General features: G+C 73.3%; 21 protein-coding genes. 7 read left to right on the forward strand and 14 right to left on the reverse strand.

The window, feature by feature from the left end:
- Nucleotides 1-23: 23 nt before the first annotated feature.
- Nucleotides 24-1439: a xylulokinase gene (gene xylB, locus B5M43_RS08830; protein ID WP_134746381.1), complete on the forward strand. Its 1416-nt coding sequence runs from the start codon at nt 24-26 to the stop codon at nt 1437-1439.
- A gap of 37 nt (nt 1440-1476) precedes the next feature.
- On the opposite strand, the gene B5M43_RS08835 is transcribed toward xylB, so the two are convergent.
- Complete coding sequence (locus B5M43_RS08835) at nt 1477-2247, reverse strand: LLM class flavin-dependent oxidoreductase (RefSeq protein ID WP_134746409.1); 771 nt, start codon at nt 2245-2247, stop codon at nt 1477-1479.
- A gap of 65 nt (nt 2248-2312) precedes the next feature.
- Between B5M43_RS08835 and B5M43_RS08840 the strand changes: the two genes are divergently transcribed.
- Nucleotides 2313-3356 carry a winged helix DNA-binding domain-containing protein gene (locus B5M43_RS08840; RefSeq protein ID WP_134746379.1) on the forward strand — a complete coding sequence of 348 codons (1044 nt, stop codon included), beginning with the start codon at nt 2313-2315 and terminating at the stop codon, nt 3354-3356.
- A gap of 17 nt (nt 3357-3373) precedes the next feature.
- On the opposite strand, the gene B5M43_RS08845 is transcribed toward B5M43_RS08840, so the two are convergent.
- Complete coding sequence (locus tag B5M43_RS08845; RefSeq protein WP_134746378.1) at nt 3374-3787, reverse strand: VOC family protein; 414 nt, start codon at nt 3785-3787, stop codon at nt 3374-3376.
- 98 nt (nt 3788-3885) lie between these two features.
- Nucleotides 3886-6414 carry an ATP-dependent Clp protease ATP-binding subunit gene (locus B5M43_RS08850; protein ID WP_134746376.1) on the reverse strand — a complete coding sequence of 843 codons (2529 nt, stop codon included), beginning with the start codon at nt 6412-6414 and terminating at the stop codon, nt 3886-3888.
- Between the two features lie 139 nt (nt 6415-6553).
- Between B5M43_RS08850 and B5M43_RS08855 the strand changes: the two genes are divergently transcribed.
- Nucleotides 6554-7309 carry an EI24 domain-containing protein gene (locus tag B5M43_RS08855; RefSeq protein WP_230667858.1) on the forward strand — a complete coding sequence of 252 codons (756 nt, stop codon included), beginning with the start codon at nt 6554-6556 and terminating at the stop codon, nt 7307-7309.
- Between the two features lie 12 nt (nt 7310-7321).
- Here the strand turns inward: B5M43_RS08855 and B5M43_RS08860 are convergent, their stop codons facing one another.
- Entirely contained in the window at nt 7322-8632 is a 1311-nt protein-coding gene (locus B5M43_RS08860; protein WP_230667862.1) for an HNH endonuclease signature motif containing protein, read from the reverse strand.
- Between the two features lie 243 nt (nt 8633-8875).
- Nucleotides 8876-9268: a hypothetical protein gene (locus B5M43_RS08865; protein ID WP_055990156.1), complete on the reverse strand. Its 393-nt coding sequence runs from the start codon at nt 9266-9268 to the stop codon at nt 8876-8878.
- Between the two features lie 244 nt (nt 9269-9512).
- On the opposite strand from B5M43_RS08865, the gene B5M43_RS08870 reads away from it, so the two are divergent.
- A complete protein-coding gene (locus B5M43_RS08870) occupies nt 9513-9761 on the forward strand; it encodes a WhiB family transcriptional regulator (protein ID WP_029152980.1) in 249 nt (82 codons plus the stop codon).
- 84 nt (nt 9762-9845) lie between these two features.
- Here B5M43_RS08870 and B5M43_RS08875 read toward each other — a convergent pair whose 3' ends face one another.
- The 3 genes from B5M43_RS08875 to B5M43_RS08885 are packed head-to-tail and all read right to left on the reverse strand — an operon-like array spanning nt 9846 to nt 13420.
- Nucleotides 9846-11366: a sensor histidine kinase gene (locus B5M43_RS08875; RefSeq protein ID WP_055990158.1), complete on the reverse strand. Its 1521-nt coding sequence runs from the start codon at nt 11364-11366 to the stop codon at nt 9846-9848.
- Nucleotides 11367-11375: 9 nt separating this feature from the next.
- Nucleotides 11376-12668, reverse strand: a complete 1293-nt coding sequence (locus tag B5M43_RS08880; RefSeq protein ID WP_134745405.1) for a P-loop NTPase — start codon at nt 12666-12668, stop codon at nt 11376-11378.
- A complete protein-coding gene (locus B5M43_RS08885) occupies nt 12665-13420 on the reverse strand; it encodes an SAF domain-containing protein (protein WP_205829465.1) in 756 nt (251 codons plus the stop codon). The genes B5M43_RS08880 and B5M43_RS08885 overlap by 4 nt, the downstream gene beginning before the upstream one ends.
- Before the next feature lie 98 nt (nt 13421-13518).
- On the opposite strand from B5M43_RS08885, the gene B5M43_RS08890 reads away from it, so the two are divergent.
- On the forward strand, nt 13519-13779 hold the full coding sequence (locus tag B5M43_RS08890) for a helix-turn-helix domain-containing protein (RefSeq protein WP_055990163.1): 261 nt from the start codon (nt 13519-13521) through the stop codon (nt 13777-13779).
- 33 nt (nt 13780-13812) lie between these two features.
- Here B5M43_RS08890 and B5M43_RS08895 read toward each other — a convergent pair whose 3' ends face one another.
- Nucleotides 13813-14418, reverse strand: a complete 606-nt coding sequence (locus B5M43_RS08895; RefSeq protein ID WP_134745404.1) for a hypothetical protein — start codon at nt 14416-14418, stop codon at nt 13813-13815.
- A gap of 155 nt (nt 14419-14573) precedes the next feature.
- Between B5M43_RS08895 and B5M43_RS08900 the strand changes: the two genes are divergently transcribed.
- On the forward strand, nt 14574-15035 hold the full coding sequence (locus tag B5M43_RS08900) for an Rv3235 family protein (RefSeq protein WP_230667865.1): 462 nt from the start codon (nt 14574-14576) through the stop codon (nt 15033-15035).
- A 20-nt stretch (nt 15036-15055) separates the two neighbouring features.
- On the opposite strand, the gene B5M43_RS08905 is transcribed toward B5M43_RS08900, so the two are convergent.
- Nucleotides 15056-16315, reverse strand: coding sequence for a pyridoxal phosphate-dependent aminotransferase (locus B5M43_RS08905; RefSeq protein ID WP_134745403.1), 1260 nt, complete (start codon nt 16313-16315; stop codon nt 15056-15058).
- A gap of 82 nt (nt 16316-16397) precedes the next feature.
- On the reverse strand, nt 16398-19202 hold the full coding sequence (gene secA / locus B5M43_RS08910) for a preprotein translocase subunit SecA (protein ID WP_134745402.1): 2805 nt from the start codon (nt 19200-19202) through the stop codon (nt 16398-16400).
- Between the two features lie 404 nt (nt 19203-19606).
- Between secA and B5M43_RS08915 the strand changes: the two genes are divergently transcribed.
- Nucleotides 19607-21073, forward strand: a complete 1467-nt coding sequence (locus B5M43_RS08915) for a stealth conserved region 3 domain-containing protein (protein ID WP_230667868.1) — start codon at nt 19607-19609, stop codon at nt 21071-21073.
- Here the strand turns inward: B5M43_RS08915 and B5M43_RS08920 are convergent, their stop codons facing one another.
- From B5M43_RS08920 to B5M43_RS08930, 3 genes are read right to left on the reverse strand one after another with little or no spacing between them, the layout of a single operon-like run.
- Nucleotides 21074-22018, reverse strand: coding sequence for a phosphodiesterase (locus B5M43_RS08920; protein WP_134745400.1), 945 nt, complete (start codon nt 22016-22018; stop codon nt 21074-21076).
- A gap of 35 nt (nt 22019-22053) precedes the next feature.
- Entirely contained in the window at nt 22054-24168 is a 2115-nt protein-coding gene (locus B5M43_RS08925) for a hypothetical protein (RefSeq protein ID WP_134745399.1), read from the reverse strand.
- Nucleotides 24143-24736: an RNA polymerase sigma factor gene (locus B5M43_RS08930; RefSeq protein ID WP_167626757.1), complete on the reverse strand. Its 594-nt coding sequence runs from the start codon at nt 24734-24736 to the stop codon at nt 24143-24145. The genes B5M43_RS08925 and B5M43_RS08930 overlap by 26 nt, the downstream gene beginning before the upstream one ends.
- Nucleotide 24737: the final 1 nt, after the last annotated feature.

A 24737-nucleotide genomic window follows, 5' to 3' on the forward strand; every position in this document is an offset into this window, starting at 1 on the left:
CGGATACATCGGAAAGGACGGCGATGACCCTCGTCGCGGGAGTCGACAGCTCGACCCAGAGCTGCAAGGTCGTGGTCCGGGACCTCGGCACGGGCGCCGTCGTGCGGCAGGGGCGCGCGACGCACCCCGACGGCACGGAGATCGACCCGCAGCACTGGTGGGACGCGCTGCAGACCGCGCTCTCGGATGCCGGCGGGCTCGGCGATGTGGCGGCGATCTCGATCGGCGGCCAGCAGCACGGCATGGTCGCGCTCGACGCCGAGGGTCGCGTGATCCGGCCCGCGCTCCTGTGGAACGACACCCGCTCGGCCGACGCGGCCGCCGCCCTGCGGGACGAGGTCGGGGCGGACGCGTTCGCGCGCCGCACCGGAGTCGTGCCGGTCGCGTCGTTCACGGCCACGAAGCTGCGCTGGCTCGCCGACGCGGAGCCGGAGAACGCGGCCCGCGTGGCGGCCGTCGCGCTCCCCCACGACTGGCTGACGTGGCGCCTGCGGGGCTACGGCCCCGCGGACGAGTCGCCGCTCGGCCCCGTGCTCGATGAGCTCGTGACCGACCGCTCCGACGCGAGCGGCACCGCGTACTTCGACGGCGAGCGCGGCGCGTACGACCGCGAGCTGCTGTCGCTCGCGCTGCGCCGCGACGCCGCCGACGTCGTCCTGCCGCGCGTGCTCGGCCCGTCCGAGTCCGTCGCGGGCGGGGCGGGATCCCTCGCCGACGGACTCGTGATCGGCCCGGGCTGCGGAGACAACGCGGGGGCGGCCCTCGGCCTCGGGGCGGCCACGGGCGACGTCGCGGTGTCGATCGGGACCTCGGGGACGGTGTTCGCCGTGACCGACGCCCCGGTCCGGGACGCGAGCGGGACGGTCGCGGGCTTCGCCGACGCGTCCGGCGCCTTCCTGCCGCTGATCGCCACGCTCAACGCCGCGCGCGTGCTGGACGGCATCGCGAAGCTGCTCGGCGTGGACCACGACGAGCTGGGCCGACTGGCCCTGTCGGCGCAGCCGGGGGCCGGCGGCCTCGTGCTGCAGCCGTACTTCGAGGGCGAGCGCACGCCGAACCTGCCGGACGCGACCGCGACGCTGTTCGGGATGACGCTCGCCTCCACCACCCGCGAGAACCTCGCCCGCGCCGCGATCGAGGGAATGCTGTGCGGCCTGGCCGACGGGCTCGACGCGGTGCGCGCACACGGCGTCGGGGCCGACCGCATCCTGCTCGTCGGCGGCGCGGCCCAGAACCCGGCCGTCGCGGCGATCGCCGCGCAGGTGTTCGACGCACCGGTCGTGGTGCCCGAGCCCGGCGAGTACGTCGCGGCGGGGGCCGCCGTTCAGGCGGCGTGGGCGCTGACCGGCGAGCGCCCGTCGTGGCCGGTGTCCCTCTCGGCGGAGCCCGCTCCGGACACCCGCGCGGTGATCCGCGAGCAGTACGCCGCGCGCCGCTGACCGCCTCGGTCCTCCGCCCGCGGGGCCGCCGGACAGGTCAGACGGCGTCGGCGGTCTCGCGGATGCTCTCGCTCACCCGGTCGACGAAGCGCGCGTAGTCGTCGGGGCCGTCCTGCGCGACCACCGCCCGCAGCACGACCTCGTCGACCACGTCGGCGTAGCGCTCGACGCGGCCGGGAAGGCCGTCGGGCAGGATGACCGTGTCCATGGGCGCGAGCCCCAGCCGTGCGAAGTTGGCGGCGTACGACGGGATCGACTCGTAGCGCGCCGCCTCGTGCTCGAGACGCGGGACCGCGTCGTCCTCCACCGCGGTGCGGACGTAGAGCACGACGCGGCCGGCGCCGTCGCTCGCGCGGTGCTCGGACGCCTCCTCCGCGGCCGCGCAGGGCGTCAGCCAGTTGAGCAGGACCCCGTCCGCGCGATCGGCGGCGAGCCGGCGCATGCGGGGGCCGAGCGCGCCGACCACGATGTCGCCCACGCCGCCCTGCCGCAGCTCGTCCACCGCGTCGCGGACGAGGCCGAGCGCGCCGCTCCGCGCGGCGCCGGAGCCGATGCCGAGCACGAGCCGGTCGGCGGGGATGTCCAGCCTGGCGAGGTCCGCCAGCAGCTGGGGCGCCGGGCGCCGGTCGACCGCGATCACGCCGGTCGCGACCCGGAGGCGGGACGTGACCGCCGCGGCCGCCGCCGAGACCTCCAGCGCATCGGCACCCGGGGTGTCGTTCACCCAGAGGGCTCCGAAGCCGGCCTGCTCGATCGCCGGGGCGATGCGGCGGGCGACATCCGGCCCGACGGCGGCGGCGATGCCGATGGATACGCTACTCTTCCATGTCCCCGATCCTGCCCGGTGTCCGCGGGCGGGTCTAGCGTGGGGGCGTGACGAGGGATCTCTCGGGCGTCGACGCCCGACGCATGCGCCACGCCGCCCAGCTGCTCGGCGGCTCCGACCTCTCGCCCGCCGAGGTGGTGGCTCGCGGCGTCGCGCTGCAGGGCCAGGACCTGCCGGCCGTGCTGCGCGCGATCGCCATCCGCTCCCGGCCGGGCACGACGCTCGACGACGTGCGGGCGGCGTTCGACACGGGGCGGCTCGTGCGCTCGTGGCCGATGCGCGGCACGCTGTTCGCGACGACGCCGCGCCACCTGGCGGCGATCCTGCACCACACGGCGGACCGCGTGCAGCGCTCAGCGACCCGGCGCCGCGCCGAGCTGGGCCTCGACGACACCACGATCGACCGGGCGCGCGGCATCCTGCGCGACGCCCTGCAGGAGCGGCCGCGCACGCGCGCGGAGGCGGTCGCCCTGTGGGAGGCGGCGGGCATCCCCGCCGGCGGGGGACGCGGGTACCACCTGCTGTTCCATCTCGCGATCGACGGCCTGATGCACTGGGGGCCGTTCGCGGGCGCTCAGCAGCAGCTGGTCCTCCCTCCCGCGATCGAGACGCATCCGGACGACCTCGTCGGCGTCCTGCGGGGGTACATCCTGTCGCACGGGCCGGTGACACCGGACGACGCCGCCTGGTGGCTCAAGCTGCCCAAGACGCAGGTGCGCCGGGAGGCCGCGCGCATCGCGGATCTCGTCGAGGTGACGGTCGAGGGCGCCCCCGCCTGGGTGATCGGCGACCCTCCCGTGCCGGGGCCCTCGGGCGTGACGCTCACGGCGGGCTTCGACGAGTGGATCCTCGGCTACGCCGACCGCTCCCTGGTCGCGACGCCCGAGGTGCTGGCGGCGCTGGTGCCGGGCGGCAACGGCATCTTCCGCCCCACCGTCCTGGTCGACGGCGTGGCCGTCGGGACGTGGCGGCTGCCGCCCGCGCGGTCCGCCTCGGCGCCGCGCGTGCCCCTCCTGGATCTGGTCGCACCGGTCGACGCGGCCACCCGGCGCGCCATCGACGACGCGCTCGCGACCTGGCCTCACGGCTGAGCTCGGCGCCCCGCGGATCAGGGAAGCACGGACTCCCCGATGGGCCCGGGGTTGTACGCGACCTCCCAGCGATAGCCGTCGGGGTCGGCGATGTAGCCGGTGTACCCGCCCCAGGAGCGGCGGACGGGCTCGGAGACGAGGGTGGCCCCGGCCGCGCGCGCCTCGGCGATGACCGCGTCGACCTCCGACTCGCTCGCGACGTTGTGGGCGAGCGTGATGGGCGCGACGCCGTCGGCCTTCACGGGCCCGAGCTCGGCCTCCGCGTGCGCGCGGTCCCAGAGCGAGAGCATCAGCTTGTCGCCCACCCGGAGCATCAGCACCTCGCCCTCGACATGCAGTTCCTCGTGCCATCCCAGCCGGTCGACGTAGAAGGCCCGGCTGGCCTCGACGTCGTCGACCACGAGCGTGATGAAGCTGATGCGCTGTTCCATCTCCGCATGCTCCCACGCGGGCGGGACATCCGGTAGCGGCGGCCCCGCGAACGCGACGAGGCCCCGGAGCGCTCGGCTCCGGGGCCTCGCCGGCGGGTTCAGGCCGCCGCGGGCATGCGGGCGGCGGCGCCGACCGTCAGCGCGCCGTCCCTGACGTCCACCGTCACGCAGCCGCCGTCGGCCAGGTCACCCGAGACGAACAGGTCGGCGATGCGGTCGTCCACTTCGCGCTGGATCAGGCGGCGCAGCGGCCGGGCGCCGTACTCGGGCTCGTAGCCGCGCTCCGCGAGCCAGTCGACCGCGGCCGCCGAGATCTCGAGCGACACCTCGCGGCCCGCGAGGCGATCGCGCGTGTCACCAAGCATGAGGTCGACGATGCGACGCAGCTGGGGCCGGTCGAGCTTGCGGAACAGCACGATCTCATCGATCCGGTTCAGGAACTCCGGTCGCATCGACTCGCGCAGGCGGCCCATGACCCGGGCGCGCAGGTCCTCGTCGTCGAACTCGCGTCCGCCCGTCGTGAACCCGATGGCGCCCGCGCGCGAGGCGAGGAACTCCGAGCCGAGGTTCGACGTCATCACGACGACCGTGTTGCGGAAGTCGACCGTGCGGCCCTGACCGTCGGTGAGGCGGCCGTCGTCGAGCACCTGCAGCAGCAGGTTGAACACGTCGGGGTGCGCCTTCTCGATCTCGTCGAACAGCACGATCGAGTACGGGTTGCGGCGCACGCGCTCCGTCAGCTGCCCGGCCTCGTCGTAGCCGACGTAGCCGGGAGGGGCGCCCACAAGGCGGGCGACCGTGTGACGCTCGCCGAACTCGCTCATGTCGAACCGGATGATCGCGCCCTCGTCGTCGAACAGGCTCGCCGCGAGCGCCTTGGCCAGCTCGGTCTTGCCGACGCCGGTCGGCCCCAGGAACAGGAACGAGCCGACGGGGCGCCGCGCGTCGCCCATGCCGGTGCGGCTGCGGCGCACGGCCTTCGCGACCGCGGTCACCGCGTCGTCCTGCCCGATCACGCGCCGGTGCAGCTCGTCCTCGAGCGCGGCGAGGCGCTCGCGCTCGGTCTCCGTCAGGCGCGAGGCGGGGATGCCCGTGGCGCGGCTCACGACCGCGGCGATCTCGGCCTCGTCCACGACCGCCCGCGTGCCGCCCTGGCCTGACGCCTCGTCGATCCGGTGCTGGACCTCGGCGATCTCATCGCGCAGGCGCAGCGCCTCCTCGTAGCGCTCGGCGGCCACCGCGGCGTTCTTCTCGGCCTCGAGCGTGGTGAGCTTCTCCATGAGCGCGCTCACGTCGGTCGGGGCGCCCAGACGCAGCCGAAGGCGCGCACCGGCCTGGTCGATCAGGTCGATCGCCTTGTCCGGCAGCACGCGCTCCGTGAGGTAGCGGTCGCCGAGCTCGACGGCCGCGCGCAGAGCCTCGTCGGTGTAGCTCACGCGGTGGTGCTCCTCGTACGCCGGGCGCAGGCCGCGCAGGATCTCGATCGCGTCCTCGATCGAGGGCTCCCCCACGCGCACCGGCTGGAAACGGCGCTCGAGCGCGGCGTCCTTCTCGATCGTGCGGTACTCCTTCAGCGTCGTCGCGCCGACGAGGTGCAGCTCGCCGCGCGCGAGGCGGGGCTTCAGGATGTTGCCCGCGTCCATGGCGCCCTCGCCGCCGCCCCCGGCGCCGACGACCGTGTGGATCTCATCGACGAACAGGATGATCTCGTCGCGCTGCTCGGCGACCTCCTCCATCGTCTTGGTCAGGCGCTCCTCGAAGTCGCCGCGGTAGCGCGTGCCGGCGAGCATGGCGGGGAGGTCGAGCGCGATCACGCGCTTGCCCCGCAGCTGCACGGGCACTTCGCCCGCGACGATCGCGCGCGCCAGGCCCTCCACGATCGCGGTCTTGCCGACGCCGGCCTCGCCGACGAGCACGGGGTTGTTCTTGGTGCGGCGCGACAGGATCTCGATCGTCTGCTCGATCTCGGATGCGCGGCCGATCACGGGGTCGAGGAGCCCGTCCCGGGCGCGCGCCGTGAGGTCGGTGCCGTAGGTGTCGAGCATGCCGCCCGGCTGCCGCGGCTCCGGGGTCTCCGTGCGGGTCTCGGTCTCGCCGGCCGCGATCGCCTCGCGCATCCCCTGCGTGAGGGCCTCCGCGGTGATCCCGGCCGCGGTCAGGATCTGGCCGGCCGGGGTGTCCTGCGCCAGCACGAGCGCGAAGAAGACGTGCTCGGGGTCGATGTACGTCGATCCCGACGCCCGGGCCACCTGGAACGCGTGGAACAGCGCGCGCTGCACGGCGGGCGTCACGACGGCGGCTTCGGCGTCGGCCGCCTCGCTGGCGGCCGGCAGTCGCATCTCCGCCGCAGAGGCCACCGCCGAGGGGTCGGCGCCGATGCGCGTGACGGCCGACGCGACCGTGGGGTCCTCGATCAGCACGCGCAGCACGTGGAGCGCGTCGAGCTCGTGCTGTCCGCGCTCGAGGGCGTAGCGCCCGGCGCGCTGCAGCAGCTCTTGCGTGCGCGCGCTGAGGTAGCGGGCCAGGTCGAGCGACCGCGCGGCACGGGCGCGCTCGCCCTGCAGGTAGCGGGCGAGGAACTCGTCGAAGGCGCTCGGGCCGCCCAGAGGGAACGTGTTGTCGGGCATCGCGGATCTCCTCGATGGACGTGAAGTTGCGTGATGTCGTATCAAGCCTAAGAACTTGAGCCGACTGATATCAACTTCAACCACGGTCACCCCGGGTTATTCCCGGCGCCGCTCTGCCGGCTTGGCCTAGCCTGGGCTCGTGCGCGAGTTCTGGCGGGGTGTGAAGACGCTCGTCGACGGCTTCCGATGGTGGCGCCGCAGACCCGGCGTCATGGCGGCGGGCCTCGTCCCGGCAGCGATCGTCGGGGCGCTGCTGACCGGCGCGCTCGTCGCCCTGGGATTCGCGCTTGCCGGCTTCGTCGAGCTGATCACGCCGTTCGCCGACGGCTGGGGCGAGGCGTGGGCCGGGCTCTTCCGCACGGTGATCGGGATCGCGCTGTTCGGCGGCGCGGTCGTGCTCTCGATCGCGACGTTCACCGCGCTCACCCTCGTGGTGGGCGAGTCGTTCTACGACCGGATCTGGCGCTCGGTCGAGCGGGAGATCGGCGGCGCGGTGCCCGAGACGCCATACGGCTTCCTCGCCTCGGTCGCCGACGGCCTGGGGCTGTTCGGGAAGGGCGTGCTCGCCGCACTGGGCGCGGGCGCTGTGGCCCTCGTGCCGGTCGTCGGCGGCCCCGCGGGCGCCGTCGTGGGCGCACTGCTCAACGGCCGCGTGCTGGCCGACGAACTCGCCTCTCACGGGCTCACCGCGCGGGGCCTCGACGCCTCGGCCCGCGCGCGCCTGCTGCGCGCGCACCGCGCCCGCGTGTTGGGCTTCGGGGTCGCGGTGCACGTGTGCTTCCTCGTGCCGCTCGCCGCCATCGTGGTGATGCCCGCAGCCGTCGCCGGCGCCGCGCTCCTCGCGCGCCACGTCGTCGGCGAGGCGACCACGCTCCCCTCACCGCGCCGCGCCTGATCGACACCACCTTCAGAAGGGCGGCGGGTCTGAGCCGAAGTCGGGGCGGGCGATCTCCGCTGATGCCTCGAATCGGACCACCGGGGTGGGTTTGTGCTTGACGGCCCTGCCGGTGGGGCTGATGACCTCCATCACCCCGCCCGGGCCGTGTCTGAAGTCCCAGTTCGAGTTGTGTTTCAGGACGTGGTGGGCGCGGCACAGGTTGGCGAGGTTGCGGACGTCCGTCGGACCGCCGTGGGAGTACGGGATGGTGTGGTCGTCCTCGCACCGGATCGCGGGTTGCCGGCAGCCGGGGAAGCGGCAGTGCTCGTCCCGGGCGATGAGGAAGCGGCGCTGCGCTTTCGTGGGCGTGTAGGTGTCGACCGTTCTCAGGCACCCGGTGTCGGGATCCTGGAACAAACGGATCCACGTCGCGGCCTCCCCGGCCAGGCGGCGCGCGGCCTCCGCGGGGATGGGGCCGTACCCGGCGAGGAACGCCGACTCGTCGCCGACGCCGGTCAGTGACTGCCACGGGACCGTGACCTGCACCGTCGCCTTGATCTTCGTCAGGGCATCCCCGCCCTGCTGGTCGATCAAATCCGCCGTGGGGAGCCCGGCGAGGGCGATCTCGGCGAACACGTCCGCCCGGATCTGATCCAGGGTGCGGTCGTCGGTCCCGTCCTTGGTGCGGTGGATCGTGCGCGCCATCTGAGTCGCCCGGTCGTGCATCGCGTACACCATCACCGCCGGACCGATGTAGGTCAACTCGCCCATCCCGTCCGGAAGCGGAGCCACGCGGACGGAGCGGTCGGCCATGGCCTCCTCGTGCCGCTCCTCCAGCGGCAGCGGCTCGATGTCATCGGCGAGCTTCCGTGCGACCGACCCGAGCTGCCCGGCGGTGAGCTTCACCGCGCGGGGCAGGATGATCCGCTCGAACTCGGCGCGAGCGTCCTCGTCGTCCAGCCGTGACCCGGCGTCGACGATCGCGCGGACATGGCCCTCGCTGATCCGGCCCTCCTCGAACAGGGCGAACGTGGCCGGGAACCCGTCGACGAGGTCGACCGCCCACTCCATCCGGGCCCGGATCGTGCGGTCTGACATCCGCCCGGCGACCGCGAACTCGGCGGCCATGGACCTCAGCGGGTGCTCGAACTCCGAACCCGTCCCACCCCGGCGGGTCTGGGCTTCGGCGATCGCGCGGCCCTCGGCGAGGATCCGCGCCTGCCGGGCATGGGCCTGGGCGATGATGACCTGCTGCTCCAGGTAATCGTCGACGAGCTCCGACGTGCGGGCGCGTTCGGCCGGGGTGGGAGCCCACCGGGTCGAAGTCGCCTGTGTCGTCATGGCCCGATTCTCCTCCGGGCCACCGACATTCACCGGGCCGGAAAGCGCAGATCAGCGATTCAAACCGAATCTGTGGAGAAGTCCTCGGGGCGGTGCCCTGTGGACGAGCGGTGGGCCGGTCGGCAGGGAGGGTTCGGACACGTTTCGACTCCGCTCGCTGGCGCTCGCACCGCTCAACGACCACAGGGTGGGTTCGCGCTGGCGCGCCTCCGCTCAACGACCGGAGGCCACGGGCCGAGCGGGTCAGCGACCGGAGGGGTCCGGGGACTCGCGGTGGGCGGATCGTGCGGCGGCCAGGAGCAGCCCGATTCCGAGCAGCGCGGGGGCGGCGAGCAGGAGGGCCGTGCCCACCTGCGGGTACGGTCCCGTGACGGCGCCGACCGCGACGGCCAGGATGAGCAGCTGCGTCACGATGCCCCCCGATCGGCCCCATGAGCGCGCCGCCCAGACGGCGCCGGCGAACGCGGCCACCGCCACGGCGCCGATCACGGTGAGGACGATCAGCGCGATCGCGCTCGACGCCGCCATGGTGTCGTCGCCCAGCAGGGCGACCACCTGCCAGCCCGCGAGCGCCAGGAGACCCACGGTCTCGATCGCGAGAAGGGTGCCCGCCGCACGGGCGATGGGGAACCTCATGCGGCCGCTCCTGTCGTCATCCGGTCGGGTTCGCACACCTCGGAGGGACCCATTTCGCCGAAAACCCTTGATTTCGGATTCCAACTGTATGACGATTGTTAACGGCTTGTTTCCCACGGCGTGGTGGGTCGCGAGATCAGACTCGCGACATGGCCAGCGTATCCGAACCCGGGGTGCGCTTTCCCGATTCCCCCGAGCGTGCCCGTTGCTCGGAAACCCACCACCCCTGCGAGGAGCTCCCACCATGGATTGGCGCGACAAGGCTGCCTGTCTCACCGTCGACCCCGAACTGTTCTTCCCGGTCGGCAACACCGGCCCGGCGGTCGACCAGATCGAGAAGGCGAAGTCGGTCTGCGCCCGCTGCACGGTCACCGAGGTGTGCCTGCAGTACGCCCTCGAGACCGGTCAGGACTCGGGCGTCTGGGGCGGCCTGAGCGAGGACGAGCGCCGCGCCCTCAAGCGCCGCGCCGCGCGAGCACGCCGCGCCGGCTGATCTGCATCACAGCGCACCACACAGCACACACAGCAGCGAGAGGCGCCCCGCCGGATCCGGAGGGGCGCCTCTCGCTTGTCCGCGTCAGCGCTTGATCCAGCGCAGCGGGATGTCGATGACGACCTCGGTCCCCGAGGCCGCCGGCTCGCCGTCCGCCGCCGCGTCGCCATCGGCGGACGCGCCGCCGAGCGTGTGCCACTCGATGGATCCGCTCAGCTCGCCCTGGATGAGCGTGCGCACGATCTGCGTGCCGAGACCGCGCCCGACCGTGCCCTCGGGGAGGCCGCTGCCGGTGTCGCGGACGCGCACGAGGAGCTTCTCGTCGTCGCGCTCGGCGATGATCTCGACCTTGCCCTCCTGGCCCTTCAGGCCGTGCTCGACCGCGTTGGTCACGAGCTCGGTGAGCGCCAGGGCCAGCGGGGTCGCGTACTCGCTGGGCAGCACGCCGAACTTGCCGACCGAATGAGTGTGGGCGAGAGTGTTGGGCGCCGCCGCGACCTCGGCGACGAGCCGCAGCACGCGGTCGAACACCTGGTCGAAGTCCACGTTCTGGGACAGGCCCTCCGACAGCGTGTCGTGGACGACCGCGATCGCCGCCACGCGCTGCATGGCCTGGGTGAGCGACTCCCGCGCCTCCTCGGACTTCGTGCGGCGCGCCTGGATCCGAAGCAGCGACGCCACGGTCTGCAGGTTGTTCTTGACGCGGTGGTGGATCTCGCGGATCGTCGCGTCCTTGGTGAGGAGCTCCTGCTCCTGGTGGCGGAGCTCCGTGACGTCGCGGCACAGCACGATGGCGCCGGTGCGGTGGCCGCGGTCGCGCAGCGGGATCGCCCGCAGCGACACCGTGACCCCGCGGGCCTCGATGTCCGTGCGCCACGGCGCGCGCCCGGTCACGACGACCGGCAGCGACTCGTCCGTGTCGCGCGAGGCGGGCAGGATGCGGCTGGTCACCTCGGCGAGCGACTCGCCCTCGAGCTCGTCCGCGAATCCGACGCGGTTGAAGGCCGACAGCGCGTTCGGACTCGCGAACGTCACGACGCCGTCCACGTCGAGCCGGATGAGGCCGTCGGCCGCGCGCGGCGCACCGCGGCGCGGGCCGGTCGGGGCCGACAGGTCCGGGAAGTCGCCGTTCGAGATCATCCGGAAGATGTCGTCGGCGCACTCGTTGAAGGTGATCTGCTGCCGCGAGGGGGCGCGCACGTCACCGAGGTTGGTGTGCCGCGTGAGCACGCCGAGCACGCTCGACGACCCCTCGGCCTTGCGCACGATCGGCACCGCGCGCACGCGCGTCGGCGTCTCCTCGAACCACTCGGGCGACGACGAGTCGATGATGTCGGACGCGTGGAACGCCTCGCGCACCTGCGCCTGCCACTGCGGGCGGATGCGCTCCCCCACGATGTCGCGGTAGAAGAGCGTCGCCGAGCCGCCGGGGCGGGTGTGGGCCACCGCGACGAACGAGTCGTCGCTCGTGGGAACCCACATCACGATGTCGGCGAACGACAGGTCCGCGAGCAGCTGTCCGTCGCCGGCCACGCGATGCAGCCACTCGACATCCGCCTCGGTCGCGATGCCCTGGGCGAAGACGAGATCACTGAGGGTCGACACGCATACAGCCTATTGGTCGCCGCCCGGCCCGGCCGACGCGCGGGCCCGCGAGGCGCCGCGCCGCAGCACCCCGCCGCGCGTGCGGGAGGTGACAGGCTCGAGGCGCCGTGCGGCGGGCTGCATTCCGGCCGCCAGGCGCCGGACCGCCTGCGCCAGCGCCGAGCGCGGGCTCACCTCCGACGCCGGTCGCGCCGCGAGCAGCGCGGCATCCGCGGCGCGACGGTCGTCGGGCACGAAGGCGACGTCGGCGATCCCCGAGAACCGTTCGAGCGCGCGCCGCACCTGCCCCCGTGGATCGAGACCGAGCGGGCCCGGGCGCAGCCGGTTCACCACCACGCGAACGGGCGTCTGCCCGACGATCTGCCGCAGCTCGGAATGCCCGCGCACGAAGCGGGACAGCCCGACGGGGTCGGCCGCCGCCACCGCCACGATCTCGTCCGCCGCCCGCAGCGTCGCGAGAGTCGCCGCGTTCCGCCTGGGGCCGTCCAGGTCGCTCACGATCTCCTCGTCCGCCTCCAGGGACGCGCCCACGTCGACCACGACGACGTCCGCCCATTCGCGGATCACGGCCAGCGCCGCCGCGACGCGCGGCGCCGACAGCTCGGGCCAGCGGGAGACCCGGTTGATGCCCGTCAGCACATCCACGCGCCCGTCGGGGTCGCCCAGCGGCACGCTCACGCGCAGCAGCTCACCCGCGTCGAGCAGGCCGTGCTCCGCCTGCCGGCAGGCCGCCGCGAACCCCGGGCTCTCGTCTGCGAGGCCGAGCACGACGGCGACGGACGGCGCGCGGCCGTCCGCGTCGACGAGCGCGACGTGCCGGCCCGCCCGGGCCATCGCGCAGGCGAGCTCGATCGCGATCGTGGTCCGGCCAGGCGCGCCCTCGGGACCCCACACCGCGATGATCCGGCCGCCCCTGGGCTCCCGGTCGCCGGATTCCACCCCGGGGGACGGAAGTCCCGCCTCCCCCGCCGCCGCGGCGATCCGCCATCCCGGCGCGTCCGGCGGAAGCGGCTCCGCCAGACCGAACGCCCTCGCCGCCCGCAGGTCGCCCGGCCTCTCGGCGAGGAGCACGATGCGCACGCCGAGCCGATCGCACGCCGACACGAGGGCGGCGGTCAGCTCGCCGCGATCGGCCGAGAGCACGAGCGCGTCCACGCCCTGCAGGAGGTCGGACGGTCCGGAGCGCCGGCTCCCGGCGGCCGCCAGAGCGCCGGGCTCGAGCACGGCGGGCACGATCACGCCCTCGTCGCGGAGCTCCTCCGCGATGCGCTCGCCGTCATCGGCCGCGACGAGCGCGATCACCCCGCCGGCTCCTCGTTCGCGCTCTCGCCCTCCGGCACGTCCTCGCCCGCAGCCGGCTCGTCCGCGCCGTCCGCAGGAGCGTCGGCCGCCGCGCCGCCCGCGGTCGGCACGGCCGAGAGCACGGACCCGGCCGCGACCGCCGCGAGCACGTCAGCGACCCGCGACCGCTCGATCACGAGCTCGAGCGATGCCCCGCCCGAGGCCATCACGCCGTCGTCCCGTGTGATCCTGGCCACCACGGCGTCGCCGACCAGAATGCGCGGCTCGGCGAATTCGCCGGGGTCGGCCGGGTCGACCGGGGGCGTCTCCCACAGCTCGACCAGCGCGCCGCGGTCCAGGCCCGCCGGCACGTCGACCGAGCTCTGCACCACGACCGAGGTGCGGTCGCTGAGCTCCGACTCCCCGACACCCGCCGCGGGGACGAGCTCGCCCACCTCGATCGTGCGCAGCGCCACCAGCCCCTCCCCGAGCGCGTCGGGAGCGAGATATGCGTCGCGCGCCTGCCCGAGGGCGACGTCGACCACCGTGACGTCGGCCGCTGTGACGGGCTGGCCCGGCACGAGCGTGTCGGCCGCGGCCAGCACCGAGACGGTCTGGCGGGAGGCCGCCACCACGAACCACACGCCGGCGATCGACGCCGCCACCAGGAGGACCCCGATCAGGAAGCGCGCGTCCGCCCAGAAGGCGCGACGGCCGGGCCTCGCGGGGGCGGCGTGCCGTCCGCTGCCGGGGTGGCCGATGCTGCTGCTCATGGGGTCATCGTGGCAAATCCGCGTCACGGTCCCCGAGACTTGTCCACAGGCCCCGATTCGCCCTCACACCCGGATGCCCGGGCACCCATAATGGGGGCATGGTCGAGGATGTCGCACGCCGTCACGTGCCGCCCGCGCAGGTCGCGGAGCTGCTCGGAATCGACGTCGACGAGGTGATCGCCCTGGTCGAGGAGGGGCGCCTGCGCGGCACCCGCCTCGGCACCCCCGCGCGCTGGCGGATCGAGCACGACAGCGTCGCGGAGTACCTCGACGCCCAGGTGGAGGAGGCGCGGCGCATGGCTCTGTGGCGCCAGTCGAACGCCGCGAGCTTCCCCGAGCTCTGGGGCACGCGGGGCTGAGCCCGCGCAGAGACCCGGGCCCCCGCCGCGGCGTCAGACCACCGGCACGCCCGCCGACGCATCGATCCGCACCCAGGACACCGCGCCGAGCGGAATCATCCGGTACCCGCGCACGTCCGCGGCCCGCCGCGGTGCGCCCGCGTCGTGCAGGGCCAGGTCGATGTGGTCCGATCCGACCCGGTCGATCGTCCCGGTCAGCGTGCGCTCGGGCCCGGTGCCGACCGCCACGCCGATCCTGCGCCGGGCCAGGTCGCGGAGCGCGAGGCCGAACGTGACCCGTTCCGCGAGCCGGTCGCCGCGCTCGGCCGGGCGCGCGCAGCGCAGCAGGTCGCCGTGGCTCGCCTGGACCGCGCGGATCGCGGCGAGCGGCACGAGCAGCAGGCGGCGGCCTCCGTCGGCCTCGGGAGCGGCGAGCCAGTCGGCTCCGACCGCTGTGATGCGCGCCTCCAGCGACTCCCCTCCCGCGAGCTCCAGCGTGACGGCGTCCTCGCCGTCGTGAGCGAGGCCCGCGAGTCGCGTGCGCAGGTCGACCCGCGCCAGGCGCAGCCGCTCGGCTTCGGACTCGAGGGCCGCCCGCTCGGCCTCCCACTCGGCCGCCAGCTGGTCCTCGAGGTCGTCGAAGAATCGCTCCCATCGCACGAGCGTGAGCGTAGGCCAGCGGGCGCGCCGGCACCCACGGCTGTCCACAGCCCGGCGCCCGCAGACCTCTCCACGGACATACCTGCCGCCTCGGTGCCCCGTGCGACGCGGTGCTGGACTGGCGACTCGCCACGCACCGAGAAGAGGGGGTCTCGATGTCCCAGCCACTGCCGTCCGTGCCGCCCGGGCCAGCCGGGCGTCGCCCCACCGACCGGCCCCTGCGCAGCCTCGCCGACGTCGAGGAGCACTTCGCCCCGCAGCGCACGCCGAGCCAGAGCCTCCCCGACCCCGAGCCCCTGCTCACCGCGCTGACGCGGGGCGTGCTCGAGGTGCTGGCCGGGGTGCGCGAGCCGGAGCAGATGGCGCGGTGGCTCACGGACGAGCCGTACCGGTCGCTCGTCACGCGCGCCGGGATGGCCGTCCGGGCGCGCAGTGCGCGCCGCACGCCCGTGAGACGCCCCGTCTACGCCATCCGCTCGATCCACCACTCGTCGCCCGCGGACGGCGTGGTCGAGGGCGTGGTGATCGTCGAGACGCCCCAGCGCACCCGCGCGGTCGCCATGCGCCTCGAGGGCATCGACCGCCGCTGGCGCGCGACGAGCCTCTCGATCCTGTAAGCCCGTTCAGGCCGCGGGGCCTACTGCTTGTACGAGCTCAGGAAGTTGCCCAACCGCTCGATCGCCTCGCCCAGCACGCGCGCCTCGGGCAGCGTGACGATGCGCAGGTGATCGGGCGTCGGCCAGTTGAAGCCCGTGCCCTGGACGAGCAGGATGTGCTCGGCCACCAGGAGGTCGTAGACGAGCTTGGCGTCGTCCCGGATGTCGTGCACCTCGGGGTCGAGGCGCGGGAACGCGTAGAGCGCCCCCTCGGGCTTCACGCACGTCACGCCCGGGATCTCGCTGAGCTTCTGCCACGCCACGTCGCGCTGCTCGTGCAGACGACCGCTCGGCGCGATCAGGGCCTCGATCGACTGCACCCCGGTCAGCGCCGCGAGCACCGCGTGCTGCGCGGGCACGTTCGGGCACAGGCGGGTCGACGCAAGCAGCGTGATGCCCTCGATGAAGCCCTTGGCGTGACCCTGCGGGCCCGTAATCACCATCCAGCCCGAGCGGTAGCCCGCGACCCGATAGGTCTTGGACAGGCCGTTGAAGGTCAGGCACAGCAGGTCGGGGGCGACCGTGGCCGTGGGGATGTGCTCCACCCCGTCGTACAGGATCCGGTCGTAGATCTCGTCGCTGAGCAGCAGGAGCGAGTGCTCGCGGGCGATATCCGCGATGCCCTCGAGCACCTCGCGCGAGTACACGGCGCCGGTCGGGTTGTTGGGGTTGATGATCACGATCGCCTTGGTGCGCTCGGTGATCTTCGAGCGGATGTCGTCGAGATCCGGCTGCCAGCCGTTCTGCTCGTCGCACAGGTAGTGCACGGGCGTGCCGCCGGACAGGCTCGTCATGGCGGTCCACAGCGGGTAGTCGGGCGCCGGGATGAGCACCTCGTCGCCCGAGTCGAGCAGCGCCTGCATGGTCATCGTGATGAGCTCGGACACGCCGTTGCCCAGGTACACGTTCTCGGGGTCCACGCGCGGGAAGCCCGGGGTGTCCTCGTACCGGCTGACGATCGCGCGCCGGGCCGCGAGGATGCCGCGGCTCTCGCTGTAGCCGTGCGCCGTGGGCACCGCCGCGATCATGTCGCGCACGATCTGGTACGGCGCCTCGAAGCCGAACACGGCGGGGTTGCCGGTGTTGAGCTTCAGGACCGTGTGGCCTGCCGCCTCGAGCCGAGCCGCCTCGTCCAGGGCCGCGCCCCGGATCTCGTAGAGGACGTTCTTCAGCTTCGAGGACTGGTCCAGCGGGCGCAGCCGGCCCTTGCCGGGGGCGCTGGACGGGACAGGGATGGTCATCACCCCAGGATACGGCCGGGCCGACCGGTCCACGCGCCGAGGTGTGGACCGGTCGGCCCGGCCGGAGAGATTCGCCGAGGGGCTACTTCCCCTTCTTCTGCGCGCGGCGCTGCTCTCGGTTCAGCGGCGCCTCGTCGGCCTGCGCGGCATCCGCCGCGTGCCCGAACGCGCTCGCGCCGGGACCGGCCTGGGGCGCCGTCGCCTGCGTCGCCTGCGCGGCCCGGCGCACCCGGTCCGTGGCGGCCTTCTGCACCTGGCCGCGGTCGTTGCGCACCTCGACCTCGCCCGCGTCGTTCGGAGCCGAGTACTCCAGCTGCGTGTCGGCGGGGTGCTCCGACAGGCCCTTGGCCTCGACCTCGGCCTGCTCGCCCTCGCCCACGCGACGCACCTGCACCTCGAGGTTGAAGAGGTAGCCGACGGCCTCCTCCTTGATCTGGCCCATCATGGCCTGGAACATCGAGTAGCCCTCGCGCTGGTACTCGATGAGCGGATCGCGCTGCGCCATCGCGCGCAGGCCGATGCCGTCCTTGAGGTAGTCCATCTCGTACAGGTGGTCGCGCCAGCGGCGGTCGAGCACCTGCAGCACGACGCGGCGCTCGAGCTCGCGCATCGCGGACGCGCCGAGCTGCTCCTCGCGCTTGGCATAGGCGATCCGGGCGTCGCTCAGCAGCTCGCGCTTGAGCGCGTCCGCCGTGATGCCGCCCTTGCGGCCGCCGGCCTCGGCCACGACCTCGTCGATCGTCACGCCGACCGGGTACAGGGTCTTCAGCTCGCTCCACAGGGCGTCGAAGTCCCAGCTCTCGTTGTGCCCGCCCGACGTGTGCTCGTCGATGACGGCGGTGATCGCGTCCTCGATGAAGTGCTGCACGCGGTCGGCGATGTCGTCGCCGTGCAGGATGTGCCGGCGATCCGAGTAGATCGCCTCGCGCTGACGGTTGAGCACGTCGTCGTACTTGAGGACGTTCTTGCGCGCCTCGGCGTTGCGCGACTCGATCGCGGCCTGTGCGCTCTTGATGAGGTTGGAGACCAGGCGCGACTCGATCGCGACGTCGTCCGGCAGGTCCGTGCGCGCCAGCAGCGCGTCGGCGGCGCCGGACTGGAAGCGGCGCATCAGGTCGTCCTCGAGCGACAGGTAGAAGCGGCTCTCGCCCGGGTCGCCCTGACGGCCGGCGCGACCGCGCAGCTGGTTGTCGATGCGGCGCGACTCGTGGCGCTCGGTGCCGAGCACATACAGGCCGCCGACCTCGACGACCTTCTCGGCCTCGGCCGACACCTCGGCGCGGACGCGGTCGAACACGACGTTCCACTCGGCGTCGTACTCCTCCGGGTCGGTGCCGGCCGGGTCGAGGCCCTTGGCCTTCATCTCCTGCACCGCGAGGAACTCGGCGTTGCCGCCGAGCATGATGTCGGTGCCTCGGCCGGCCATGTTGGTCGCGACCGTGACGGCGCCGAGCTTGCCCGCGCGGGCGACGATCTCGGCCTCGCGCGCGTGGTTCTTCGCGTTCAGGACCTCGTGACGGATGCCCTTCTTGGCCAGCAGGCGCGAGAGGTGCTCGCTCTTCTCGACGCTCACGGTGCCGACCAGCACGGGCTGGCCCTTCTCGTGGCGCTCGGCGATGTCCTCCACGACCTGCGCGAACTTGCCCGCCTCGTTGCGGTAGACGAGGTCGCGCTGGTCCACGCGGATCATGGGCTTGTTCGTCGGGATCGGGATCACGCCGAGCTTGTAGGTCGACATGAACTCGCCGGCCTCGGTCTCGGCCGTGCCGGTCATGCCCGAGAGCTTCTCGTACAGGCGGAAGTAGTTCTGCAGCGTGACCGTGGCGAGCGTCTGGTTCTCGGCCTTGACCGGCACGCCCTCCTTGGCCTCGATCGCCTGGTGGATGCCCTCGTTGTAGCGGCGGCCGACCAGGATGCGCCCGGTGTGCTCGTCGACGATCATGACCTCGTCGTTCATGACGACGTAGTCCTGGTCGCGCTTGAACAGCGCGAGCGCCTTGATCGAGTTGTTCAGGAACGAGATGAGCGGGGTGTTCGCCGACTCGTACAGGTTGTCGATGCCGAGGTAGTCCTCGACCTTCTCGATGCCCGCTTCGAGCACGCCGACCGTGCGCTTCTTGATGTCGACTTCGTAGTCGACGCCCTCCTCGAGCGTGCGGGCGATCTTCGCGAACTCCACGAACCAGCGGTTCGCCTCGCCCGACGAGGGCCCCGAGATGATGAGGGGCGTGCGCGCCTCGTCGATCAGGATCGAGTCGACCTCGTCGACGATCGCGAAGAAGTGGCCGCGCTGGACGAGGTCCTCCTTGCGCCACGCCATGTTGTCGCGCAGGTAGTCGAACCCGAACTCGTTGTTGGTGCCGTACGTGATGTCGGCGTTGTACTGCTCGCGGCGCACGGCCGGGGTCTGGCCCGACACGATCACGCCCGTGGTCATGCCGAGCGCGCGGTACACGCGGCCCATCAGCTCGGCCTGATACGAGGCGAGGAAGTCGTTGACCGTGATGACGTGCACGCCCTTGCCCGCGATCGCGTTCAGGTAGGCGGGCAGGGTCGCGACGAGGGTCTTGCCCTCACCGGTCTTCATCTCGGCGATGTTGCCGAGGTGCAGCGCCGCGCCGCCCATGATCTGAACGTCGTACGGGCGCATGCCGAGCGTGCGCTTGGCGGCCTCGCGCACCGCCGCGAACGCCTCCGGCATCAGCTGGTCGAGGGTCTCGCCCGCCTCGAAGCGGGCGCGCAGCTCGGCGGTCTCGCCGCGCAGCTCCTCGTCGGTCAGCTGCGTGTAGTCCTCCTCGAGGGCGCCGACGGCGGCGACCACCTGCTGGAGGCGCCGGCGGACGCGTCCCTCTCCGGCGCGGAGCAGCTTCTCGAAGGGGTTGGCCACGTGACATCTCCTCGTTCGTGCGGCATCGCGCTCCAGGATGGGCGGCGCCGGGTCCCCGCCGACCGGCGGCGGGCATACGGACCCATGTTATCCGTCCGTGACCTATGCGTCGTCTGGGCGCGCGCCCCCGGTTTCGGCCCCGGTGATATGCCGGAAGCGCAGGGGCTCTACAATCACTCCACCGGCTTCTCCACGCCGGTCGCACCGCTGCCGCTCTCGAGCGCTCCCGGCGCTTCGCCGGCCCTCATCCGAGCGGCCGCCGGCCCCACGGGGCCGACGACTCGATCATTCCTGAACAGAGGTGACCGATGACGCCGCTCAGTCCTCCCCCGGCTGCCGCCGCCCCGTCCGCGGACGCATCCGCCCCCCGCCCCCTGACGACGGACACGCGGCTCTTCGCCGGCGTGCCCCATCTCATCGAGGACGCGACGCCCGCCGAGGCCGAGGCGCGCGACCTCCTGGCGCTCGCAGAGCTGCTGGAGTCGGCCGGCCTCGAGCCCTGGCTGCTGCGGCGCTCGAGCGGACGCCCGGCGCTCGCCCTGCCCGCGGAGGCGCGCGAGGCCGCCCTCGCCGCGCTGGACGCGGCCGCCGAGACCGCCCCGTGGACCGCAGCCCGGCGCGAGAAGAGCACCGCCCGCCCGCTCACCGCCGGGGCGGCGCGCGCGTTCGGCGGCGGGGACGTCGCCATCCTCTTCCGGCCGCGCACCACCGCGTCGGGCACCCTGCGCTACGGCGCGGAGCGCGGCATCCGGCTCGAGTTCTGGCGGCGCGAGGGCCGCCTGCTGCAGGCCCCGCGGCCGAACGCGCTGACCCGCCGCACGGTCGCGATCGACGACCTCGGCCTCGAGACCGTGCGCCGCTTCGGACGCGACTGGCGCACGATCGAGGACATGTGGGATCCGCTCCCCAACGAGTTCACGGGCGAGGTCGACATCGTCTTCTCGTGGGTGGACGGCTCGTCCAACGAGTTCCAGCGCGAGCGCGCGAAGCGCATGAACGCGTACGTCGTCGGCGACGGCGACGATCACGCCGCGCGCTACCGGCAGGTCGACGAGCTGCGATACGCCCTGCGCAGCGTTCACATGTTCGCCCCGTGGATCCGCACCATCTGGATCGCGACCGACAGCCCCGCGCCGTGGTGGCTGCGCGACGACCCGCGCGTGCGGATCGTCCGGAGCGAGGAGTTCTTCGCCGACCCCTCGGTGCTCCCCACCCACAACTCGCACGCGGTCGAGGCGCAGCTGCACCGCATCCCGGGCATCGCCGAGCACTTCCTCTACTCGAACGACGACATGTTCTTCGGCCGCCCCGTGCGACCCGAGCTGTTCTTCACGGCCGCGGGGATCACGCAGTTCGTCGAGGCCGACATCCGCATCGGCGTGGGCGGAACCGACCCCTCGCGCAGCGGTCACGACAACGCCGCGCGCGTGAACCGCGAGGTGCTGCGCCGCCGCTTCGGCCGCGTCATCACGCGCGACCTGCAGCACTGCGCGACGCCCCACCGGCGCAGCGTGATGTTCGAGCTGGAGCGGGAGTTCCCCGAGGAGTTCGCCCGCACGGCGGCCGCCCGGTTCCGCAGCGCGACCGACGTGTCGGTCACGAACTCGCTTTACCACTACTACGCGCTGATGACGGGCCGGGCCCTGCCGACCACGGCGCCGCGGACCGAGTACATCCAGACCACGCTGCAGGAGTCGCTGCACCGGATGGAGCGACTGCTCGCGCGCCGCGACGCCGACATGTTCTGCCTCAACGACGGCAGCGTGCCGGAGCTGCCGGAGGAGCTGCGGGAGCGCGCGGTGCGCGACATGCTCGAGGCGTACTTCCCGGTCGCCGCGCCGTGGGAGCGGATCTCTCCCGACGAGGACTGATCAGCCGACGACGGGGATGGGCGACGTCGGCGGCGCGATGCCGTCGACGCGCGCCCGGGCCGCGGAATCCGGGATCACGACGCCCGCGTCGGCCAGACGGCGGCGCGTCTCGTCGGCCGTCGTGACCTCGGCCGGCGGGGCGGCCGTGAGCGGCACGACCGAGTGCACCACGGTCTCGTCGTACACGTGCACGAGGTTGTACGACTGGGCGGCGTCGCGCGGGCGCATGCCCCCGTCGGCGATGCCCGGGTCCTGCGTGTAGCAGGTGGCGGATGCGACCGACACGGGGATGCCCGCGAAGGTCGCCGAGGTCGAGAAGTGAACGTGTCCGGCCAGGATGGAGCGCACGTCGCTGCCGCGCAGCACGTCGGCCAGGCGCTGCTGGTCCCGCAGCTCCACGAGCGTCGCGAGGTCGAGGACGCACGGCACGGGCGGGTGGTGCATCGCCAGGATCGTGCCGTGCGGCGCGGGCACCGCGAGCTCGAGCGCCAGCCAGTCGAGCTGCGCGTCGGTGATCTCGCCGTGGTGCTGCCCCGGGACCGACGTGTCGAGCACGATGACGCGCAGCCCATCGAGGTCGTGAACGGCGTCGACCGGGGCGTCGCCCGGCTCGCCCAGCAGCTCGCGGCGGAACACGTCGCGGGAGTCGTGGTTGCCCATCACCCAGATCACGCGCGCGCCCAGGCGCTCGGCGGCCGGCTGGACGATCTCGCGCAGCCGTGCGTATGCGTCGGGCTCGCCGAGGTCGGCGAGGTCCCCCGTGAAGACCAGCGCATCCGGCCGGCCTCCGGCCGCGACCAGGTCGGTCAGCATGCGCTCCACATGGGCGGCCGCGTCGATCCCGAAGACCCCTCCCTGGGCCCTCAGGTGCGTGTCGCTCAGGTGGACGAGCAGGTGACTCGGGCGTGCGTACTCTGCGATCCGGACGTCGGGCGTGTCGGACATGGCCGCGATGCTACTCCGCCCGCGGCGGCCCGCCGTCAACACACGCTGAACGCGAGGTGAAGCGCCGGTGCCCGGACCGTTCCGCGCTCCGTCAGGCGGGAGGGCAGGCGAGGAACATCGACGACGCGGCGTTCACCCGGATCGTCGCGATCCCACCATGCGGCGAGTGCTGTGATGCCGGCCTTCGTGCCCACGCTCGTCAGCGGTGAGGAGTCGTCCGCATAGGAGTCCCACGCGGTGATCTCGCGCACCTGGTCGATGGCGGGGTCGCGCCACACGTAGATCCCGCTCATGTCCGACGGGGTCAGCGCCGGAAGACACGCGTTCGGCGCCGTGTTCCATCCGAGCTCCTGTGCGATCCGCACCGCCTCGCTCCAGGCCATCCCGACCGCGAACGGCCCGAAGCCGTCCTCGTCGATGGTCCAGCCGGTCCACTCGCCCTCCGCCGCGCCTGCGCCGGCTTCGCGGGCGGTGCACATGCCCACCACGTCGTCGGAGGCGGAGATCGGCGTCGGGGTGCGGTCCGCCGGGATGACGCGGAGGTACTGGACGGTCTCGACCTCGGCACCCCAGTAGGAGGCGTCCGTGCCCGCGACCTCGACGATCAGCTGCCCGGGGTCGCCCGCAACGACGAACAGCGTCGAGAGCCCGCCGTCGATCCGAGATGCGGACGGGTAGGCGGACTGCACGTCGGCCAGCGATGCGCCGACGCGGATGCCCTCTGGCGTGCGGATGGCCGACGACACGACGTCGATCCGCTGCACGGCGCCGTCGGTCGCGATCGCGAAGGCGGGCCCGCCGCCGCCGTAGTCGCCGTCCGCCGCGTGGTACGCATCGTTCGTGCGCCAGTACGGGTGGGCGCACCCCTCGGTCGTCTCGGTGACCATCTCGAGCCCCGGGCCCGAGACCGGCTGCCCGAGCGCGAGCGGACCGAGCCCCGCCGGCGAGATGACCAGGTCCTCCAGCGCGGGCGCGCCGGCCTGCGGCTCCTCCGACGCCGCGGGCGCCTCCTCAACCGGCGTGGCGCTGATCGTGGTGCGAACGGTCCAGTCGTCGCCGCCCGGGATCTGGTCGGCGAACGCGCCGGGGTCGCCGCCGAAGGAGCGCTCCTCGACCATGCCCACGAACCCGGTCGCGTCGTCCACTGTCATCACGGTGCGCTGCGCGGCGTCCGGCCCGAGCTGCTCGGACACGACGAGGCGCGCGATGTCCCCGTCGGCGTCGCGCTCGACCTCCGCGGCGGGGACCAGCGCGACGGCCTCGATCATGGCGGCCGCGAGGTCGTCGGGCATCTGGTTCAGCGCCAGGGCCTCGGTCATCACGCCCAGCCAGGAGCGCTCGAACGTGTCGGCACGGCTCTCGTACCACTCGAGCAGCGCCGCGGGCTCGCGCGGCAGCTCGTCCCACACGCCGTGACCGCCGTCGACCAGCGCGAGCGGGATGTAGGCGCCGTCGGCGCCCTGCGCGGCATCGCCCGTCGCGATGTCCGGCCAGGCCGCGCGGTGCTCGACGCCCGGCGCCTCGAGGTCGCGCTCGCGGCACTGCTGGAGCGCCGGCGCGGGATCGATCTGCTCGCCGAACACGTCCACCAGGCGGCAGTCGTCGCCGTACCGCCACACCCATTCGGCGTCGCCGCGCGGGTCGCTCGGGACGTACAGGGACACGGTGGCCTCCGTCACGACGGCCGCCTCGGCATCCGCCCACGACATGGCCATGGCGCCCGTGTCGACGTCCCACGGCGTCGTGTACTCGACCACGCGATCCAGCCGGAAGTACGGCGCGTCCCCGAGCGCGGGCGGCGGCGTCGGATCCGGCTTGGTCGTCTGCACCGGGCCGGTCGACCGCTCGTCGGGGGCGAGCTCGCGGAACAGGGCCACGCCGCCCACGGCCGCGGCGCCCACGGCGACCACGGCCGCTGCGGCGAGCGCGATCTCGGCGACGCGACGGCCGCGGGTGCGGCGGGGCTCGAGGTCGGTGACGGGCGCGATGCCCTCGGTGCGGCGCGCGTCGCGGTCGGGCCGCGACAGCGGAAGGTGCGCGGGGGCGTCGGCGATCTCCGCCAGCAGGCGGTCGCGGGCGGGGGCGAGGTCCTCCCGGGTGGGTGGCGGGACGTCGCGCCCGAGATCACGCACGAACGTGAGCGCGTCCATCGTTCTCCTCCTGGTCCTGGTCGCCGGCGATCGGGTCCTCCATGCGGAGCTTCCGGCGGATCCTGTTCAGCCGCGACCACACGGTGCCGACGGGCACGCCCAGGGCGGTCGCGATCTGCTCGGTCGTGAGGTCGCCCCACGCGGCGAGCAGCAGCGTGTCGCGGTCGTCGTCCGACAGCCGGCGGATGCGGGGCACGAGCGCGCGCAGCCGCGATGACGCGTCCGCGCGCTCGGCGGCGGCCTCGATGTCGCTCACGGCCGTCTCGACCGCGACGCGCGCCGACGCCTGCAGCACGCGCCAGCGCCGCGCCTCGGCGGCCCGCGACCTGTGGGCGAGGCGGGTGGCGATGCCGAGCAGCCACGGCAGGGCGGACTCGTGCGAGAAGTCGAAGTCGGCCCGACGGCGGAACGCGACGAGGAACGTCTCGCTCACCACGTCGTCGCCGGCGTCCGCCCCGACGAGCCGGCGCGCGTAATGCCCGACCGCCACGGCGTGCCGGTCGAACAGCGCGGCGAACTCCTGCGGTCGCGCGAGCGACAGCCGGATGATCTCGGCATCGGTGGTCACG

The organism is Microbacterium sp. MEC084 (genome assembly GCF_004514465.2).
Lineage (GTDB): Bacteria > Actinomycetota > Actinomycetes > Actinomycetales > Microbacteriaceae > Microbacterium.